This window comes from Allobosea sp. UC22_33, from assembly GCF_042700715.1.
Taxonomy (GTDB): domain Bacteria; phylum Pseudomonadota; class Alphaproteobacteria; order Rhizobiales; family Beijerinckiaceae; genus Allobosea.
This window is the reverse complement of the sequence record NZ_CP170556.1, coordinates 5,149,543-5,166,496: the sequence shown is the minus strand read 5'-3', so window position 1 is coordinate 5,166,496 and position 16,954 is coordinate 5,149,543. Positions and strand designations below refer to the sequence as shown.

Annotated in this window: 21 protein-coding genes; 4 read left to right on the top strand and 17 right to left on the bottom strand. The window is 63.6% G+C overall.

The genetic code is table 11. The features are described from left to right. The first annotated feature begins 153 nt into the window (after positions 1–153). The 3 genes from ACFJGT_RS25030 (at position 154) to ACFJGT_RS25020 (ending at position 2,871) form a co-directional block, all read left to right on the top strand. Positions 154–1,353, top strand: coding sequence for an NnrS family protein (locus ACFJGT_RS25030; protein WP_377843983.1), 1,200 nt, complete (start codon positions 154–156; stop codon positions 1,351–1,353). A 747-nt stretch (positions 1,354–2,100) separates the two neighbouring features. After that, a complete protein-coding gene (locus ACFJGT_RS25025) occupies positions 2,101–2,373 on the top strand; it encodes a hypothetical protein (RefSeq protein WP_377843980.1) in 273 nt (90 codons plus the stop codon). A gap of 237 nt (positions 2,374–2,610) precedes the next feature. Continuing rightward, positions 2,611–2,871 carry a CopG family ribbon-helix-helix protein gene (locus tag ACFJGT_RS25020; protein WP_377843976.1) on the top strand — a complete coding sequence of 87 codons (261 nt, stop codon included), beginning with the start codon at positions 2,611–2,613 and terminating at the stop codon, positions 2,869–2,871. 121 nt (positions 2,872–2,992) lie between these two features. Here the strand turns inward: ACFJGT_RS25020 and ACFJGT_RS25015 are convergent, their stop codons facing one another. The 17 genes from ACFJGT_RS25015 to ACFJGT_RS24935 all read right to left on the bottom strand — a co-directional run bounded on the left by ACFJGT_RS25015 (position 2,993) and on the right by ACFJGT_RS24935 (position 16,481). Beyond that, the gene (locus ACFJGT_RS25015) at positions 2,993–3,682 is read right to left on the bottom strand and encodes a Crp/Fnr family transcriptional regulator (RefSeq protein WP_377843973.1); all 690 of its coding nucleotides are present in this window, start codon (positions 3,680–3,682) and stop codon (positions 2,993–2,995) included. Positions 3,683–3,780: 98 nt separating this feature from the next. Then, entirely contained in the window at positions 3,781–4,050 is a 270-nt protein-coding gene (locus ACFJGT_RS25010; protein ID WP_377843970.1) for a hypothetical protein, read from the bottom strand. Position 4,051: 1 nt separating this feature from the next. Next, positions 4,052–4,603: a cytochrome c oxidase subunit 3 family protein gene (locus ACFJGT_RS25005; RefSeq protein WP_377843967.1), complete on the bottom strand. Its 552-nt coding sequence runs from the start codon at positions 4,601–4,603 to the stop codon at positions 4,052–4,054. Next, entirely contained in the window at positions 4,600–5,487 is an 888-nt protein-coding gene (locus tag ACFJGT_RS25000) for an SUMF1/EgtB/PvdO family nonheme iron enzyme (RefSeq protein WP_377843964.1), read from the bottom strand. Before ACFJGT_RS25000 ends, ACFJGT_RS25005 begins: the two co-directional genes overlap by 4 nt. A 60-nt stretch (positions 5,488–5,547) precedes the next feature. After that, the gene (nirK, locus tag ACFJGT_RS24995) at positions 5,548–6,675 is read right to left on the bottom strand and encodes a copper-containing nitrite reductase (RefSeq protein WP_377843961.1); all 1,128 of its coding nucleotides are present in this window, start codon (positions 6,673–6,675) and stop codon (positions 5,548–5,550) included. A 112-nt stretch (positions 6,676–6,787) separates the two neighbouring features. Continuing rightward, complete coding sequence (locus tag ACFJGT_RS24990) at positions 6,788–7,072, bottom strand: metal-sulfur cluster assembly factor (protein WP_377843958.1); 285 nt, start codon at positions 7,070–7,072, stop codon at positions 6,788–6,790. Continuing rightward, the gene (locus ACFJGT_RS24985; protein ID WP_377843956.1) at positions 7,069–7,611 is read right to left on the bottom strand and encodes a DUF2249 domain-containing protein; all 543 of its coding nucleotides are present in this window, start codon (positions 7,609–7,611) and stop codon (positions 7,069–7,071) included. Before ACFJGT_RS24985 ends, ACFJGT_RS24990 begins: the two co-directional genes overlap by 4 nt. Before the next feature lie 13 nt (positions 7,612–7,624). Beyond that, positions 7,625–8,968, bottom strand: a complete 1,344-nt coding sequence (locus tag ACFJGT_RS24980; protein WP_377843953.1) for a hypothetical protein — start codon at positions 8,966–8,968, stop codon at positions 7,625–7,627. Between the two features lie 29 nt (positions 8,969–8,997). Further along, positions 8,998–9,306, bottom strand: a complete 309-nt coding sequence (locus ACFJGT_RS24975) for a DUF2249 domain-containing protein (protein WP_377843950.1) — start codon at positions 9,304–9,306, stop codon at positions 8,998–9,000. A 103-nt stretch (positions 9,307–9,409) separates the two neighbouring features. After that, on the bottom strand, positions 9,410–9,565 hold the full coding sequence (locus ACFJGT_RS24970) for a hypothetical protein (RefSeq protein WP_377843947.1): 156 nt from the start codon (positions 9,563–9,565) through the stop codon (positions 9,410–9,412). Positions 9,566–9,576: 11 nt separating this feature from the next. Then, positions 9,577–11,469 (bottom strand): nitric oxide reductase activation protein NorD, encoded by a 1,893-nt coding sequence (locus ACFJGT_RS24965; protein ID WP_377843944.1) that lies wholly within the window; start codon positions 11,467–11,469, stop codon positions 9,577–9,579. A gap of 9 nt (positions 11,470–11,478) precedes the next feature. Then, positions 11,479–12,300, bottom strand: coding sequence for a CbbQ/NirQ/NorQ/GpvN family protein (locus ACFJGT_RS24960; protein ID WP_377843941.1), 822 nt, complete (start codon positions 12,298–12,300; stop codon positions 11,479–11,481). Positions 12,301–12,365: 65 nt separating this feature from the next. Continuing rightward, a complete protein-coding gene (locus tag ACFJGT_RS24955; RefSeq protein WP_377849069.1) occupies positions 12,366–13,712 on the bottom strand; it encodes a cbb3-type cytochrome c oxidase subunit I in 1,347 nt (448 codons plus the stop codon). A gap of 40 nt (positions 13,713–13,752) precedes the next feature. Continuing rightward, positions 13,753–14,205 (bottom strand): c-type cytochrome, encoded by a 453-nt coding sequence (locus tag ACFJGT_RS24950; RefSeq protein WP_377843938.1) that lies wholly within the window; start codon positions 14,203–14,205, stop codon positions 13,753–13,755. A 157-nt stretch (positions 14,206–14,362) separates the two neighbouring features. After that, positions 14,363–15,070 (bottom strand): Crp/Fnr family transcriptional regulator, encoded by a 708-nt coding sequence (locus tag ACFJGT_RS24945; RefSeq protein ID WP_377843935.1) that lies wholly within the window; start codon positions 15,068–15,070, stop codon positions 14,363–14,365. Between the two features lie 304 nt (positions 15,071–15,374). After that, on the bottom strand, positions 15,375–15,554 hold the full coding sequence (locus ACFJGT_RS24940) for a hypothetical protein (protein ID WP_377843932.1): 180 nt from the start codon (positions 15,552–15,554) through the stop codon (positions 15,375–15,377). A 219-nt stretch (positions 15,555–15,773) separates the two neighbouring features. Then, complete coding sequence (locus ACFJGT_RS24935) at positions 15,774–16,481, bottom strand: Crp/Fnr family transcriptional regulator (RefSeq protein WP_377843929.1); 708 nt, start codon at positions 16,479–16,481, stop codon at positions 15,774–15,776. 268 nt (positions 16,482–16,749) lie between these two features. Here ACFJGT_RS24935 and napE point away from each other — a divergent pair, with 268 nt between their 5' ends. Next, positions 16,750–16,947, top strand: a complete 198-nt coding sequence (napE, locus tag ACFJGT_RS24930) for a periplasmic nitrate reductase, NapE protein (RefSeq protein ID WP_377843926.1) — start codon at positions 16,750–16,752, stop codon at positions 16,945–16,947. Positions 16,948–16,954 lie beyond the last annotated feature (7 nt).

Below are 16,954 nucleotides of genomic sequence, written 5' to 3'. Positions count from 1 at the left end.
TCCACACGGCGGCATAGGCATCCGGGGCGCTGGTCGTTGTTGATGAGCTGTCCGAATTGAGTGCCGTCGGTGCGGCGCCGCCAAGGCGCGTCAGCCTTTCTAATCCGGTGATCGAGACCGGCAGGACAAAAGCCGGCCGAAGGGACGAATCTGATGGCACCCATACCGAGGTTGCGCGCTTATGAGGGACCTGCTTTGCTGTCCTATGGCTTCCGACCTTTCTTTCTTCTAGCTGCTCTACAGGCCGGGCTCACGATTCTAATCTGGCTGCTGGTCGTCACTGGCCATATCGCGATACCGACGGCGTTTGCTCCCGTGGACTGGCATATCCATGAGATGCTGTTCGGTTATCAGGCTGCCGCGATCGGCGGCTTCCTGCTGACGGCTATCCCCAACTGGACCGGCCGCCTACCCGTTCAGGGCAAGCCGCTTCTGGTCCTCATCGTTGCGTGGCTCGCAGGCCGCATCGCGGTCGCGTTATCTGCAGTGATCGGCTGGCGCCTGGCCATGTCGATTGATGCGCTTTTCCTCCTGCTGCTCGCCGGCTCCGCGGGGCGGGAGATCGTGGCGGGGCGCAACTGGCGCAATCTCAAGGTCGTCGTTCTGATTGGGCTGATGCTGATGGCCAATCTCGCGTTCCATTTGGAGGCCCGGCTGGCGGGCGGCGCCGACTTCTCTCGCCGCTTCGCCATCGCGGTCGTCCTTCTGCTAGTCGCTTTGGTCGCGGGGCGCATCGTGCCGAGCTTCACGCGCAATTGGCTGGCGCATCGTCGTCAAGGGCGGATGCCGGTTCCATTCGGCCTCTACGACAAAATCGTCCTGGCGGTGAGCGCCGCCGTTCTCGCTCTTTGGGTGGCTCTGCCCGAAGCTCGCGCGACTGGCGTCGCCTTAGCGGTTGCAGCCGGCCTTCACCTCTTCAGGCTGGCTCGTTGGGCCGGGGATCGCACTTGGCGCAACCCTCTGCTTGTCATTCTGCACGTCGGTTATCTGTTTGTGCCACTGGGCTTTGCGCTGACGGCGGCGGCGAGCGCCAGTATGCTGGCGCCCGCCGCCGGCCTTCATGCCTGGACCGCCGGCGCCTTCGGCATCATGACGCTCGCCGTGATGTCACGCGCCAGCCTCGGCCATACGAGCCGACCGCTTGTCGCCACGACCGCGACCCAGCTTTGCTACGTGCTGGTCATCATCGGCACGGTAGCGCGGATCTGCTCGGCGCTGGGCCATGGTCCAGTCGCGCTGCTCCACATCGCCGGGCTTGGCTGGTCACTGGGATTCCTCATCTTCACGGCAGCCTACTGGCAGGTCCTGACGGGGCCGCGCCTTGGCGCGAGGGCGCCTGCGCAGCCAAGCTGATCGAGCCGCGGCGGCATGAGTGTCCCCGGTCCCTAGTGTCAGGCGACATCAGAACCAGCAAATAAGCTTGTCGACGGGGGCTAGCTCGGACTAAGCAACGGCGGCTGCGATGTGGGTTTGCCCCGTCGGCAACAATATCGGATTTTGGAATTGGTTGATCGGTCATCACAATCGCCGGGACAGGCGCAACCGGCTTCGAAGAAGCATGTTTCGGTCGCGCTCACGCAAGAAGGTGAGCGCAACCACGCTCAGTTTGTCGACGCCAGCAGGCAACGAGTGGATGAGCTTCGAGCGCTGGCCCGTGAGCAGAGGCGTATAGAAAAGGGCGCCGGAAGAGACATAACTGCAATCGGCTCCAGGCGCATGCCGACCGGTCTCAAACAAGATGCCGGCTCCGATGAAGTCGGTTCGTAGCCGAGAGAAGCTGAGAAGCTGAGCAACGATTGTGCGGGAGGCCATCGAGGGCAGGCTGTCTCCCTTTAGCGATCAGGCCGTATCTCTGCCGTTTCTCCTGGGCAATTCTTCAGCGGGCGCGCGCCACTGAGGTGTTGGAGCATCCAGACGCAGAGACGGAGTTTTGAGATGCGTCCGCCCCGATCGCGTTGATCAAGGACAATGGGCGCGCTATTTTGAGTCCATGCGCCCTGCTGTGGTTCTGCCCATCTAGGCCTTGCTGGCATGTGTCTATCCCCGCCCGCATCAGCCGAAAGCGGCCCTGTTCGGCTACTTTGCAGCGGCAAAGAGCAATTGTTCAATCGCACTTGGTCCGAGCCTGCCGAGCGGGAATTGAAGGACTTGGATCTGACGGTCCTCGAGGACCGCAATATGGTCCTTTGGAGCAAGAACTCCCATCCGATCGCAACAAAAAACAATGGGCGATTGCAAACCTTCCTGAACATAAATGGGCAGGTGACGGTCATCATCATTGACCGGCTTACCGGCAAAACGACGATCGACGTCAGCGAGGACGATGAACTATACGCGTCGTCCTTCAACCTCGTCTGTAAGCCGTTGTTCTAGCGCCCGAAGCAAGAATATCGTCCCCTGGGCTGGGCGGCCTTCCTGAAGACGCGGTCTTGACCGCCTTATTTTGCAGGACCTACTACGGGCGGGAGTCCGCATTGCTTCGAAGGCAGCTACCGCCGCACAATGAGTTTAATTAGGCCGCACCAGCTTGAAGCGGATCAACCACCGGAACAGCCTTGACACGGAGATTGGCCGGTTGTGATACACCGTAATCTCAAAAAGAGAATGAGCGTGTCCAAGCCCGAGCTAAGCGATCCGATCACCCTGCGGTTACCAGTGGATATCTTGCGTGAGATCGAGCAGGTCGCCGAGGCACTCGACCGAACCAGAAGCCGGGTTATGGTCCGAGCCCTAAAGCGGTATATCGCCTCGGAAGGCCACGACGTCCTTGCGGTCATCGAAGGTCGGCGACAAATCGAGGTAGGGCAATCATTCGACATGGATGATGTCCTGAAAGAGATCGAGGCGATCGCCGATGGCAGGGCCGCTTGATTAAGGTTCGGCTTTCCGAGCGCTCAGAAGCATACGCAAAAGAGACCCGCGAGAAGAGATCTCGATATAATCCGACACCATACTACCGCTTTAGTGGGTTGCGTGCGGCCGACACTGCCGATTATACGTTCTCAGCCAGCCGCTTCAGGGCCGCGGCATCGCAGACCACCAGCTTTTGGCGGCCGCCTTCGACCAGTCCCTGCGACTCCCACGCGCTAAGGATGCGCGAGACTGTGTGCAGCGTCGTCCCGGTCATCTCGGCGATGTCGCGCCGCGAGATCGGGAAATCAATACGCATCCCGGTCGCGTCGCGTTTTCCTGCTTGGTCAATCAGTCTCAGCACGGCGTGGGCAACACGGCGCTCGACCTCTTCGGTCGACATCTCGCGGATGCGGGTATGAGCCTCGTCCAGGCGCTGGCCGATGGTTCGGATCGCGTTCATGGCGAGATGCGGGTTTTCTTCGACGAAACCGTCCCAAGACTCCGTCGGCCACGCAGCCACGAGGCTATCGACCGCAGCGGTTGCCGTGCCGGGATAATCATGGCGCCCCAGTGCGCGCGTGAACCCGAAAAGGTCTCCCGGATGGACTACGCGCACAATGATCTGTTGGCCATCTCGGGTGACCTGCGTCACCTTCAGTCGCCCGTGCAACAGTAGATAAAAGGCTTTGGCCGGGCCGCCCTGCTCGAAGACTGCCTCGCCTTGAGGAATCCGACGCGCGCTCGCCTGTGCGGTCATGCGATCGAGCTGCGCATCGCTCATCGCCGCGAAGAGCGGAATACTGCGAAACACGCTCCGATCCATGGCCACGATGTTGTCTTCCTACGTCTGGCTTGGAAAGTGTTGGCATGCGGCCGCGGTTGGCCGACGCAGGATAAGACCTTAATCGTGGCAGCCGTTCAAGTGCGTCACGATACCCCTGTCAACGCAATCCTGGCGCCGGCCAACAGGCAGATGAGAGCGGCATAGGCGACGAGCGCCCCGGCCAGCGTGCGGTTCTCTCGCTGCAGTTGAATGAAGCCCAGCACCACGAGGACAACCTTTGCCAGGCTGAGCATGGCGATAGCAGATCCGCGCAGTCCGGCCGAAAGATGGGAGGCCGCAAACAGGCTCAGGCCCGTCGCGACGAGCAGGGCGACAAGGACGGCGGGAAGCCTCAGTCCGCGGGAAGACAGCATCTCAACCCAAATAGATGACGGGGAGGATCAGCAGCCAGACCAGGTCGATCAGGTGCCAGACGGTCGCGACGGTGGCGACATGGCGCGGCACTGGCCGCCATGCGACGAGCAGCAGCAGGCCGGCGGCGAACAGCACATGCGCGAAATGGAAGCCGACGATGAGCGGGTAGAGCTCGGCGAGGCGCCCCTCCGTCGCCGTGAGCGTCGGCAGTTCGTGGACGAAGGCTGCGATCTTCAGCCCGCAGAAGCCAAAGCCACCGAGCGCGGCTGCAACGAGGTTGTGACGCGGATGACGGCCTAGGCCGGCGCAGGCCGCGAAGAAGCCGCTGGTCAGGAGCACGGCCGTCGCGATAGCAGCGAGGTTCAGGTCCAGGGCTCGGCGCAGTGCCACCAGAGACGACGGATCGAGCGCACTGACGAGCAGGAAGGCACCGAGCAGCGCTCCGAAGACGACGAGTTCGCTCCAGACGAGGATCCAGAGCAGAAGCTCCGTGCCGCCTTCGGACGCTGGCAGGGCGCCGCCGAGGCTGCAGCGATCGACGCTGGCATTCATGCCGGCAGCAGCCGGCCGAGGCTCGCAGGCAACCGGTCGCGCCAGCTCCGCTCACGCACCAGCCGGAAGCCGAGATTGTCGGGTGGGGTGGCAACCGAGCACCCGCCTGCCTTCGGATTGCGAATGAAGAACGTCATCGGAGCGCGATGCTGGCCCTCGACGATATAGATGCCGCAGTTGCTGGTCTCGCCGATCGTGCGGCCGGCCGCGTTCAGCGAAACACGGCGTAGGCAGGTTTGCGTCCATTCCCAGACATTTCCGGCGATATCGTAGACACCGTACTCGTTGGCGCCGAAGCTGCCGACAGGACGGGGGGCAGGATTGCTGGCCGCCTTGCGGTTGGCCTCGCGCTCATAATCGGCGAGCCAGCGTAATGCCGGATTGGTTTCGCCACCGCTCAAGCCGCGAGCATCGTCGACGAAGCGCGAACCGGCGGCCTGGGCCCATTCGCGATCCGTGGGTAGACGCCAGACCGCTCCGGTTTCCTGCGACAGCCAGCGGGCGTAGTCGGACGCATCCGCATGACTGACGCCGGTCACCGCCAGGTCGCCGCGTGACGCCGGCGTGTCAAGCCGCTTGCAAGCACCGGCCGCGCTACAGCGCGCGTAGTCGGCAGCGCTCACCTGATATCGCATGATCTCCAAGGGCTTGCGGATCTCGATCGCGACACGGGGCGCATCGACCGGGCGGCCGGCACGGCTGTACTCACCGTCGAGCCGGTGCAGCAGCGTCGTGGGCGGCACGACCGCCGTCTGCGGCAAGGGAAACGTCGGCGCATTGCGATGCGCGGGCAAGGCGAGCAGGAGAGCGGCGGCGCCTGCCATGAACATGAGGCCGAGCGAAGTCGTCAGCCTCGGCAGCGATAGACGCAGCGTGGTGGCCATGGTTGGAAGCCCTGTCGGGAAAAGAGCCTCCACGCCGGCTGGCGGGGAGGCTGGGAATGGTCAGATGCCGGCCGGTCCCCGCACCTGCTTCATCAGGTCGTCGTTCCACTCGCCCTCGACCTTGAAATGTCCGGCGGCGCCGAGCTCGAAGGCCTCGATCAGGTTGTGGTTGACATAGGCGTAGATGCCCGGCTGCAGGAAGGTGTAGAGCGCCGCACCCGCGCAGCCGCCGGGGATGAACCAGGTCTCCAGGTCGCGCTCCGGCGGATTGCGGAACTTGCCGGTGGCCCAGACATAATCGCCATGGCCGCCGATCAGATGGGGCCGCGTGTCGCGATTGGCCTGCGAATGCACGATCAGCACGGTCTCGCCCACCTTGGCGGTCAGGGCGTTCTTGCCGGTCAGTCCGCCGACCTTGCCGTTGAAGACGACATGGCTCGGGGTCAGCGTCCGCATCGTCTTCAGAACGTCCTCATGGGCTTCGCCGGGGCTGGCGTAGCGCTTGAACTTGCCGTTCTCGTCGCGCGGCACATAGAAGTCCTGCTCACCGACATAATAGACCTTGTCGTATTTCAAAGTCTTGCCCTGGCCGTCCTTCAGCCCATCGCGCGGCAGCACCATGATGGCGCCGTTCATGCCGGAGGTGACGTGCCAGGGCACCATGCCGGGAGGGGCGCAGTGATAGACGAAGACGCCCGGCCGCGTCGCCTTGAAGCGCAGCACGACCCGCTCGCCGGGGTTGACTTCGGTCAGCGCCCCGCCGCCAAGCGCACCGGTCGACGAATGGAAATCGATGTTGTGCAGCAGCTCGTTGGTATCGGCGTTGATCAGAGTCAGCTCGACATAGTCGTCCTCGTGCACCACCATCAGCGGACCAGGAACTGTGCCGTTGAAGGTGAAGGCGAAGGTCTCGGTGCCGGCGTCGTCGAGGACGATCTTCTTCTCGTGGATCGTCATCTCGAATTCGACGACCTTGGGGCCGCCGGTTGCGATCTGATCATGCACCTGCACGAAGGGGGGATCGACCAGCTTCGCCTTGACGCGCGGCAGCTTGGCGATATCGGCGGCGGTGGCCTTGGTCATCACGGCCTGCGCCTGCGCCGGTGCGGAAGCTGCCTGGACGAATGCCCCGGCGGCCGCCGCTCCCGCCAGGATACTGCGGCGGGTCAGATTGAGCTCTTCGCCCATGGCTTTTCTCCTTGCCAACGACCGTAGTTCAACCGGTCGTGAAGACTTTAGGAGACTGGGAAAATCACTCTTTGTTGCAGCACAACATCTTTGACGATTGCGTAAACCGCGATCATTCGGCGGCGATCATGGCAGGCACCCAGGCCGGCTCGTAGGTAAGCGTCACGCCAACGTCCCTGACACCCTCCACCGCTCCGGCAGCCATGGCCACAGCCTCCTTCAAGAAGCCGGCCAAAGGGCACCCGCGCGTGGTGGTCGTCATGGTGATCGCAACTGAGCCGCCAGGGGCCGCTTCGATCGCATAGATCAGGCCGAGATCGACGACGCTACGGCCCATTTCGGGATCGAGCACGTCGCGCAGCGCGATTTCGACGAGGCGTTCGAGATTTACGCTCATGCGTGTGAACTCCCGCCGCCATGGCGCACCAGCAGGCGATAGGCGGTGCCGGAAGCGTCGAAATTGCCGGCCCATTCGTGCTGGCGCTTTGCTAGCTCCGGAAAGAGGAACACCGGCTCACGAGCGAGCAACGCGAACAGGACGTCGCCCGGCTGCAGACTTTCGAGGGTCTCGAGGATACGCACCATCGGCTCGGGGGGGTCGAGATCGACGAGGTCCAGCTCCATCACGGGCTCACCCCAGAACACCGCCGAAAGAGAGCTGCCGATAGCAAGGCCTTCGCTCTCGTCCGGAATTTGGACGGGTGTGAACAGAACCTCCCAGTCTCCACTATCGAGCGCCCGGTCGCTGGCGGCGAAGCCCCGATTGGCCATAACGGAGAACAGCGGAACCGGCCGGAACGGAGCTATCAGGCGCAGGGGCTGCCCCGGAGCCAACGAACTGACGGCTTCCATGATCGCCTGGAAGGGCTCCTCGCCAGCCCGCAGCAGAGGGCGGACGTCAAGCTCGCGGGCTAGCGGCGTTTCGGTGGTCGACATGAGGCGGTCTCCTTTAGCCGATACGTGCAATCAGAAGCCACGGACGTTCATTCGCAGGTGGCCGGGCATTGGCTTTGATCTCGGACAAGCGGCGAACACGAACGAGCTCCGCGGCAATCCCCGCGGTTCCCAAGAAACATGCAAGCACGGCCCAGCGGAAGCCGGAAGCCGTTCCGGCACATAAGGCGATGGTTCCCAGCGCGACCCCGCCGAAATAGAGCGCGAACCACCAGCCGGTGCGCGGCATGGCGATGAGGTCGCCGACGCGCGGCGCTGGACCACGCCCGAGCCGGGGCGCATAGGTTTCGAGCCAGGTCATGAATGAGACGATCTTCACGAGCTGGGCGAGCGTCAAGCCGCCGAGCCAGCCGAACGCCAGGAGGAACGCCAGCGCTGCGACGACGCTCTCGTCGGCAACGGCCGCGACGGCGATCGGCAGCAGAACGATGCCAAGGCCGAGCGAGGCATAGGCCGGGATGCTGGCGAGCATGTTGATTTCGAGCGCCTTGCGTCGACGCGCCCGATAGAGGGCTAGCATGTCCCGTCCGTAAAATGCACTCCCCACCGCGAGCGCTAGGAGCGCCGCGGCGACCCATCCGGTCCCAGGCTCCAAGCCAGCGAACGGCGCGACCAGCCCGGCAAAGGCGATGCTAAGTCCAAAGCCCGCGGATAGCAGCACCGGCCGTACGCGCCGAGCTGGCAGTTCAGGCGCCATCATGAACATGACGAAGAGACGGTAGCTGACGCCGAAGGCGATCATTCCCAGCCAGCCCCCGAGGCCGAGCAAGGCGTGGAATGGCACGCCATCCGGGAGAACTGCGAAGAAGTTGAGGAGCCAGCCTCCCTGACCGGAGAGGATTGCGACGAAGGCCGAGCCGCTCAGCGCGGTGGCGGCCAGACAGGCCAGACCAGCCAGCACAAACGAGGCGAACAACGTCACTGGCCGCGCGCTGAGCACCGTAGACGCCAGCATCAGTCCAAGCAGGGCAAAACCTGTCAGCAGGCTCGCACCCGCCGACGGCAACAGGCCCAGCGGTCCATCGACCCAGCCAGCCAGGATCGCGAAGCCGCCGCAGAGCAGAAGCAGCCCGATGATCAGCGCGATCAGAGCGGGCAAGGCCAGCTGCGGGAAGGCGAGCGGCTGGGAGACCAGCACCGGCACGAATTGCAGCAGGGCGCCCCCCATGGAGAGGCTAAGCCAGCCAATCGTCACGACATGGACGAGGACGAGCGTCGCGGGGTCGCCCAGGCCCGTCGCTGGATAGCCCACCCCGGCGACGGCGAGAGCCTCGGCAGCGAGCAGGAAGGCCAGCGCGGCCGCGAAATAGCTCATCGTCCAACGGGACAGCGATGCCATTGGCATGGCCGAGGTCTCCCAGTCTCGCTTCAGTGACCGCAGGTGCAGGTATGACCTTCGTCATGGCCGCCGCAATCGGCGTCATGGCCATCGTCGCCGGCCTCCTTGCGGCCGATCTCGACCTGCCAGATTTCGGGGCCCTGCACGATGTAGTCCCAGGAATATGCGCCGGGGTAACGCGCCTCCATCTGGCGGCGCAGCGGCGCGGGATCATGATCGTTGACGATGCTGAAGGCATCGCCGGGCGCCAGACGCTCCAGGATGCCGAAGATCGTGGCGTGGCGCACGACCGGCGGAATGGTGCGCACGTCGAGCGGTTCGAGAGGCAGGGTGGTCATGTTTCCAGGCTCCAACAAGGCCCCAAGGCGGGGTGTCGAAGAACCTAGCCGGACCGGGCTTAGGGCAATTTGTCGAGGCTCAAAGAGTCAGCAATTGGCCTGTTCACTGTTCGAGAAAGAGGATGACGGCAATCGCCAGCGAGGCCAGCACTGCCGTAGCCAGCCCACTCTTCTGCAGCACGCCCATTCGGTAGAACAGCAGGGCCATGACGATGATCGCGGGTGTCGCGACGACGAGACCCATTTGAGCTTCGGTCATGATCGGCGTCCTTAAGTCGCCAGCGCGCGATAGATCGCCGGCAGGGCAGCGGGTAGGCGGTCGAGCCTGGAGACCACGGCATGGCCGTTGCGGCCGAAGAGGTGCGGGATATAGGCGCGCGACTCCCGGTCGACGGTCACCGCGAAGACGCAGATGCCCGCCCGGCGCGCCTCGATCACCGCCATGCGCGTGTCTTCCATGGCGAAGCGGCCCTCGTAATGGTCGATGTCGTTGGGCTTGCCGTCGGTGAGGACGAGCAGCAGCTTGCGCCGATCGGGCCTGGCCTTGAGCCCCGCCGCAGCATGGCGGATCGCGGTGCCGATGCGGGTGTAGTAGCCCGGCTTCAGTGCAGCGATGCGCGCCTCCACCGCCGGCCCCATCGCCTCGTCGAAGCGCTTCAGCGTCTCGATCCGGACCCAGTCGCGCCGGCGCGAGGTGAACGTCAGTATCTCGTGGCGGTCACCGCAGGCGGCAAGCCCATGGGCGAAGACGGTGAGTGCCTGCTTCTCGACATCGAGCACGCGCAGATCGTCGAACCAGGAATCGGTCGAGAGCGAGACATCCATCAGCGTCGTCACGGCGAGGTCATGCGCCTGCGGCCGGCTGGCGAGATGGATGCGGTCGCTGCCGGGACCGCCGGCGGCGAGATCGGCCCGGCGGCGGACCACCGCGTCGAGGTCGAGATCTGGGCCGTCGATCTGGCCGCGCTGCGGCTCGCGCAAGGGACGCAGGGCTTCGAACCGGCGGCGGACTTGGCGTACAAGCGCGCGCGTCGCCGGGTCTTGCACAGGCGGCTCGCGTTCCTGTGCGGCCGTGGCCGCGATCACCTTGCAATAGTCTTCGCGGTAGGAGGCGCTGCGGAAATCCCATTCCGGATAGGTCAGGACCCCTGCCAGGGCAGCCTCGTCCATCGCTTCCGGTGGCAGGTCGAGATCGAAGCGAAAGCGCGAGGCCGGGCGGCCCTTGCGCTCGCTCAGCACCAAGTCGTCGAGTTCGTCGGCGGCCTCTGGATCGTGCTCCTCGCTGTCATCGGACGGGCGGTCAACGGCGACCATCTCCGACATTGCCAGGATCTTCTCGAAGCGGTTGAGGATGAAGGGGCTGCGCTCGCGCCATTCTTCCGCCGTCTCGTCGCGGCTGGCGGCATATGCCTTCATCTGCTCCTCGGCCTTGGCGGAGGCTGGCGGGGGCTGGTCTTCGTCGCGGCGGCGGGAGCGGGCGGGAGCAGCAACGCTCGCCCAAGGCCAGAGTGGCACGCCGAGCGCCGGCAGATAGCCGGCTGGAGCGGCAGCCTGCCAGTCCGCCGGGGACATGTCGACCGCCTCGCCGCGCAACAGCCCGCAGATCAAGGCCTCCACCTTCGCCTCTGTCGCTGGCAAGCCCTCGCGACGACGGCTGGCAAGCAAGGCATCGGCTAATCGGCGATAGACTGGTACCAGGCCGGGAAAGGCCTTGAGAACCGTCGCGACCAACGCGCGCGCTGCAGCGATCAGCGCGAGGTCGCGCCGAAGAGGATCGGCCAGCATGACGGGAGCAGGAGGCACCGCGGCCATGGCTGCGGCGAGCCAGACATAGACGTCGCGATTCAATCCGGGCTGCGGAAACAACGCGATCTGCGTCGGCAGTTGCAGGCTATCCGGCGTGCGCACGGCCTGAGCCAACCTTTCCTCGCCGAGGCCGACACGCTGGCGCAGGTTGAGCCGGTGGCTGGCCACACGCTCGCGGGCCGGGACGATCCTGACGCCGGGTTCACCGCCGAAGCCGCGGAAGCAGACGGCGAGCACCGGCGCCATGCTGGCCAGCGTCACCACCGCCTGCGGGTGATGCGGCAGGCTCGCGGTGTCGCCGACCAGACGGTGCCAAAAGCGGCCGACTGTCTCTTCCAGTTCGAGGAAGTCCAGCATAGCGGCCTCCTAGGCGAGAACAGCGCGGGCGACCTCGACCAGCCCAGAGCGGACCTCCGGCTCGTCGGTCAACGGCTCGATGATGGCGGCCATGACGGCTTCCTGCCGGGGCAGGCCAGCGGCGATCAGGCTTGCGGCATAGACGACGAGGCGGGTCGAGACACCCTCCTCGATGTCTTGCCCCTTGAGCGTGCGCAGGCGGCGGGCGAGATCGACCAGCGGCGCGACCGCGGCCTCGTCGAGACCGCTTTCCTGTGCAACGACGGCGATCTCCTGCTCGCGCGGCAGGAAGTCGAAGCTGATCGAGACGAAGCGTTGGCGGGTCGAGGGCTTCAGATTCTTCAGCAGATTCTGGTAGCCGGGATTATAGGAGACCGCGATCATGAAGGAGGCCGGGGCCACCAGCAGCTCGCCGGTGCGCTCCAGCGGCAGGATGCGCCGGTCGTCGGTCAGCGGGTGCAGCACCACCGCCACGTCCTTGCGGGCCTCGACGATCTCGTCGAGGTAACACAGCCCGCCTTCGCGCACGGCGCTCGTCAGAGGCCCGTCGACCCAGACGGTCTCGCCGCCCTTGAGCAGGTGGCGGCCGGTGAGGTCGGCGGCGGAAAGGTCGTCATGGCAGGCGACCGTGAATAGCGGCAATCCGAACCTGGCGGCCATATGGGCGACGAAGCGGGTCTTGCCCGAACCGGTCGGCCCCTTCAGCAGCAGCGGCAGGCGCCGCTCCCAGGCCTTCTCGAACAGAAAGCGTTCGTTTCCGGAGGGGGTATAGGCGGGGATGTCGATGGTGTCGGCCGAGGCCGGGATCGGAGGGCGCGTGATCATGTTCATCGCAGGCGTCCAATGCAATCAGGAGGGCAGAGGCCCGCCGGCCCGATGACCGGCGGGCGTCGGTGTCATTCCGCCGGTTGGGCGAAGGCGAGCGCTTCGGGGCTGCGCTGGCGGCCGGGCAGCAGCACGGCCCAGACGAACATCAGCGCCGAGATCACCACCACCAGGCCAGAGCCGAGCCGGATCCAGTAGAACAGGGCGATCTGATCCTGAACTTCCATGAAGCTGTGGCCGAGCACGCGCTGGAGATGGGCCTGGACCACGCCGGCGAAGGTCAGCGCGAAGGTCATCACCGACATCGCCGTCACCATCAGCCAGAAGCTCGCGATCGAGAGCCACTGGTTGTAAGGCGCACGACCCTTCAGCTCGGGGATGGCATAGGCCATCACGGCGAGGTTCAGCATCACATAGGCGCCGAAGAAGGCGAGATGGCCATGGGCGGCGGTGAGCTGCGTGCCGTGGGTGTAGTAGTTCACCGAGGACAGCGTGTGCAGGAAGCCCCAGACGCCGGCGCCGAAGAAGGCCATCACCGAGCAGCCGATCGACCAGAGCAGCGCGGCCTTGTTGGGATGGTTGCGCCCAGCCTTCCAGGTCATCTGGAAAGTGAAGATCACCATGGTGAAGAAGGGCGCGACCTCCAGCGTCGAGAAAAGCGAGCCGATCCACTGCCAGTATCCGGGTGCGCCGATCCAGTAATAGTGGTGGCCGGTGCCGAGGATGCCGGAGAACAGGGCGAGCCCCACGATGACGTAGAGCCACTTCTCCACGACCTCGCGATCGACGCCGTTGAGCTTGATCATCAGAAAGGCCAGGACCGAGGCCATGATGAGCTCCCACACGCCTTCCACCCAGAGATGGATGACGTACCACCAGTACATCTTGTCGAGCGCGAGGTTGGCCGGATTGTAGAAGGCGAAGAGGAAGAAGACCGCCAGCCCCCAGAGGCCGAAGAGCAGGATGTTGGTGACCGTGGTCTTGCGGCCCTTCAGCGAGGTCATGGTGATGTTGAACAGGAACATCAGCACGACCAGGACGATGCCGACCTTGATCGCGAAGGGCTGCTCCAGGAACTCCCGACCCTCATGGATATGGAAGAGATAACCGACGACGGTGACGCCAGCGGCGATGAAGAAGATCCAGAACTGCGCCACGGCCAGCTTCGGGCTGTAGAGTTCGGTCTGCGCCTCTTCCGGCAGCAGGTAATAGGTCGAGCCCATGAAGCCGAGCAGCAGCCACACGATCAGCGCGTTGGTGTGGATCATCCGCACAATGTTGAAGGGCAGGACGACCGAAAGCGTGTTGGGCAGGACATAGATCAGCCCTGCGACCAACCCGAAGGTGACTTGCGCGACGAACAGCGCGAGCGCGCCGTAGAAATAGAGCATCGCGACGCTCTGGGTCTTGTATCTCAAGGTGTTGTAGCCTGGCATGGCTCTCTCCTGTCGCGAGGTCTCAGCCGGCATCGTTGGGCGGCCAATTCTGGGTCTTGATCTTGCTGGTCCATTCGAGGAAATCGGCCAGATCCCGGAGTTCCTGATCGGTCAGGTTGAACTGCGGCATCTGGCGCCGGCCCTCGATGCCGCTGGGCTGGGCCTGCATCCAGGCCTTCAGGCCCTCGCGCGCGCCGGCCGGATCCTTGTCGCCGCCATAGCGCTTCCAGACATTGCCGAGCTCCGGCGCGAAATAGGCGCCTTCGCCGAGCAGCGTGTGGCAGTTGATACAGGAATTGCGCTCCCATACATGCTTGCCGCGTGCGACGGCCGGCGTCAGCGTCGTCTCGTCGGTGGACTTCGTCCGCATGAACCAGTGGCTGTGGGCGGTGAGCCCGACGAAGATGGCGAAGAAGAAGATCGATCCGCCGTAGAAGACATTTCGGGCTCCCGCCTTTGTCAGACGTTCGGCCATGCATTCACCCTTCCGTTGCGAGACTTGCGGAAAGCCGGCGGTGCCGGCGCGTAAAAGCCCGATGCCGACGGCAGGGGCCAGCCGGTGATAGCGAGACGCCCCGGGAGCTTCTTTGCGTTTCGGCAAACAGGAAGAAGGCGCGGCTTCAGAAGCGCCTTTACGTGCCCAAATTTGCTTCGGTGGCGGTTGCCAGATTCGTCAGGGCGGGAATATCGCGCACCAGCACCGTGCGACGACCGCCGGCGAGCAAGCCTCGCCGTTCCCAGCATGTCAGAGTTCGGGAGACGGTGAACAGCGTCGTCCCAGTCAACGCGGCAAGATCCTGCTGCGACAAGGGAAAGTCGATCCGGATCCCGGCCGCTTCCTCCCGGCCAGCTTGATTGACGAGTCGAAGGAGCGCATGGGCGATGCGCCGTGGCACATCGAGCGAGGCAATCTCGACGAAACGGTGCTGTGCATCGCTCAATTCCTGTTCGAGGAGCTGAGCGAGGCAGGGCATGATCGCCGGAATCTCGTCAACAAGGCGCCGCCAGACTTGCGTAGGCCAAACCGCGAGTTCGGCACTGCATAGAGCATTGGCGGTAGCGCCGTAGCCACCCGGCCGAAGACTCCCTCCAAGTTCGAGAAATTCGCCTGGGTGGGCGATCCGCAGAATGACCGGATCACGGGCCCAACCAGCTTTTGAGAGTTTGATCCGTCCCGAGAGGACGAGGCAGAGGTCAGTTGCTGCTTGACCGTGAACGAAGACAGCTTCGTTGGCGAGCAATGGTCGGAGAGAGGCTGCGTTCGCAAGGGCGCGCAGATCTTCAACGGACAGGGCCGAGAATGTCGAAAAGCCGCGAAGGAGATCTGGGTCGATACTCATGGGCGCCTGGATCGATGTGCCTATGCCGGCCGGCGAAGGCGCGGTGCTTTAGGAGCCGACGCTGTCAAAGTGAAGCGAGGCATGTAGTGGCCGATGACGGTGCCGTCGAGGACGTTCAACGCGGCGAACAGGCTCCTGCTGCCACACATGCTTCTGCGCGCCGTGGCGATCCCTTGCTACCGCCTCAAGGCGATGGCGATAAGTCGGAGTGATCGTAATCGAAACCCGTTGCGGACGCACCGGACTTGCATGGACACTCAACGACATGAATCCCAATTATGACTCTTCCGTCAGGTAGAGACCACTAATTCAGGGCCACGAACACAAAAGTCGATAAGATCCCAGCGGATAGAGCAAACACGGCAAAAAGAAGGGCCTGAAACGCTCCCGAGCCGAGTGCCACGCCGGCAACTGCCGCAACGACGAGGGCCAGTAAGAACATGATCAGGATAGCTTTGTTTCGCGTCGTTTCGGACAGTGTCATGGTTCGTTTCTCCGTCGTCGAGAAACCATTAACCGACCAGTCGATAGCGTCTTTGCGGTAGAGCAAAGAACGTGGTGGTACATAGCCCGAAGAATTCTCGAAAATTCAGAATAAGAATGTCCCAGCGAGAGGGGAAACTCAGCCACGCCCCAGCGTGATTTCTCGTGAAGCAGCCGGCAGGCTATCGATTGCCGCGGGCGTCCATAAAAGTAACGCTGGTCAGCTGACCTTGTGGGCTGTAACGCCGGTGGCGAGGCTGAGCAAGGCGGGTATGTTGCGAACCATCAATTCTCGTCTCCCTCCTCCCACGATGCGCTCGCGTTCCCATCGCGTTAGGATTCGGGACGCACTGTGCAACGTCGTTCCCGTGAGCGCGGCGATTTCCTGCCTCGTAACGGGAAAATCCACCCAGACACCATCTGTTTCCTGCCTTCCAGCCTGATCGATGAGGCGGAGCACCAGATGGGCGATGCGACGCGAAACATCGAGCGAGGCGATCTCCGCCAGTCGATCCTCAGTGATGGCTAAACGACGCTCAACGTCCTGCAAAAGGCCGACAGTGAGGCCGGGCATTGCTCGCAGGAATTCGTTCCAAATTTGGATGGGCCAGATCGCGAGCCTGCAGTCGCACAAGGCGACGGCGGTCTTCGTCTGTTGATGTCCGGATCGGTCTCCGGTCACCCCGAATGGTTCGCCTGGATGGGCAATGCTCAGAGTGACGGAGTCGCGATGCCAGCCCCCTCTTGAGAGCTTCACGTGGCCGGATACAATCAGGAAGGCGTTGCTGACTATCTCTGCCTCCCGAAACACGCATTCGCCTTTCGCTATATTCCTGAGCAATGCGGCCGATGCGATCTCGCGTCGCTGCTCGGGGGTTAGTGCGGCGAAGACCGGCAGCCGTTTGAGAGCACGCGATTCGAATTTCATGACTGCGCAAGTGTGAAGGTGTTCGGCGCGGCAATTCCGATGCCGAGAGAAACGCGGGTCCCTTCCAGATTCCGAAAGCACGACGCTGTCATCAGCTAGTCGACGCCGCTCGCCGTGTGTTTGCGCTAGGACAAACAAGCTCCCGAAAACGGCATGCGGATATCCACTCGGACTGGACAGTGCCGGCGATGTTATTATTGTCATTTTTTGATCTCTAATCTGGTGGCGGGGCGAAGCATGAACGCCCGTCTTCAAGAAGGATAAAGAGATGGCGACCGAGTCCGCGAGGAGCAGCGGCCCGGAGACTAACCGGCCGACGAAACGCGCCGAAATAACGGCGTTTCTCACACTGGCTGTCCTGATTTGGCCAGTCCTCGCAGTTGGCGTCGTTGGCGGTTATGGCTTCCTGGTGTGGATGTTCCAGCTCGTGCTCGGCCCACCTGGCCCGCCCGGCCCGTCGCATTGAATCCGGC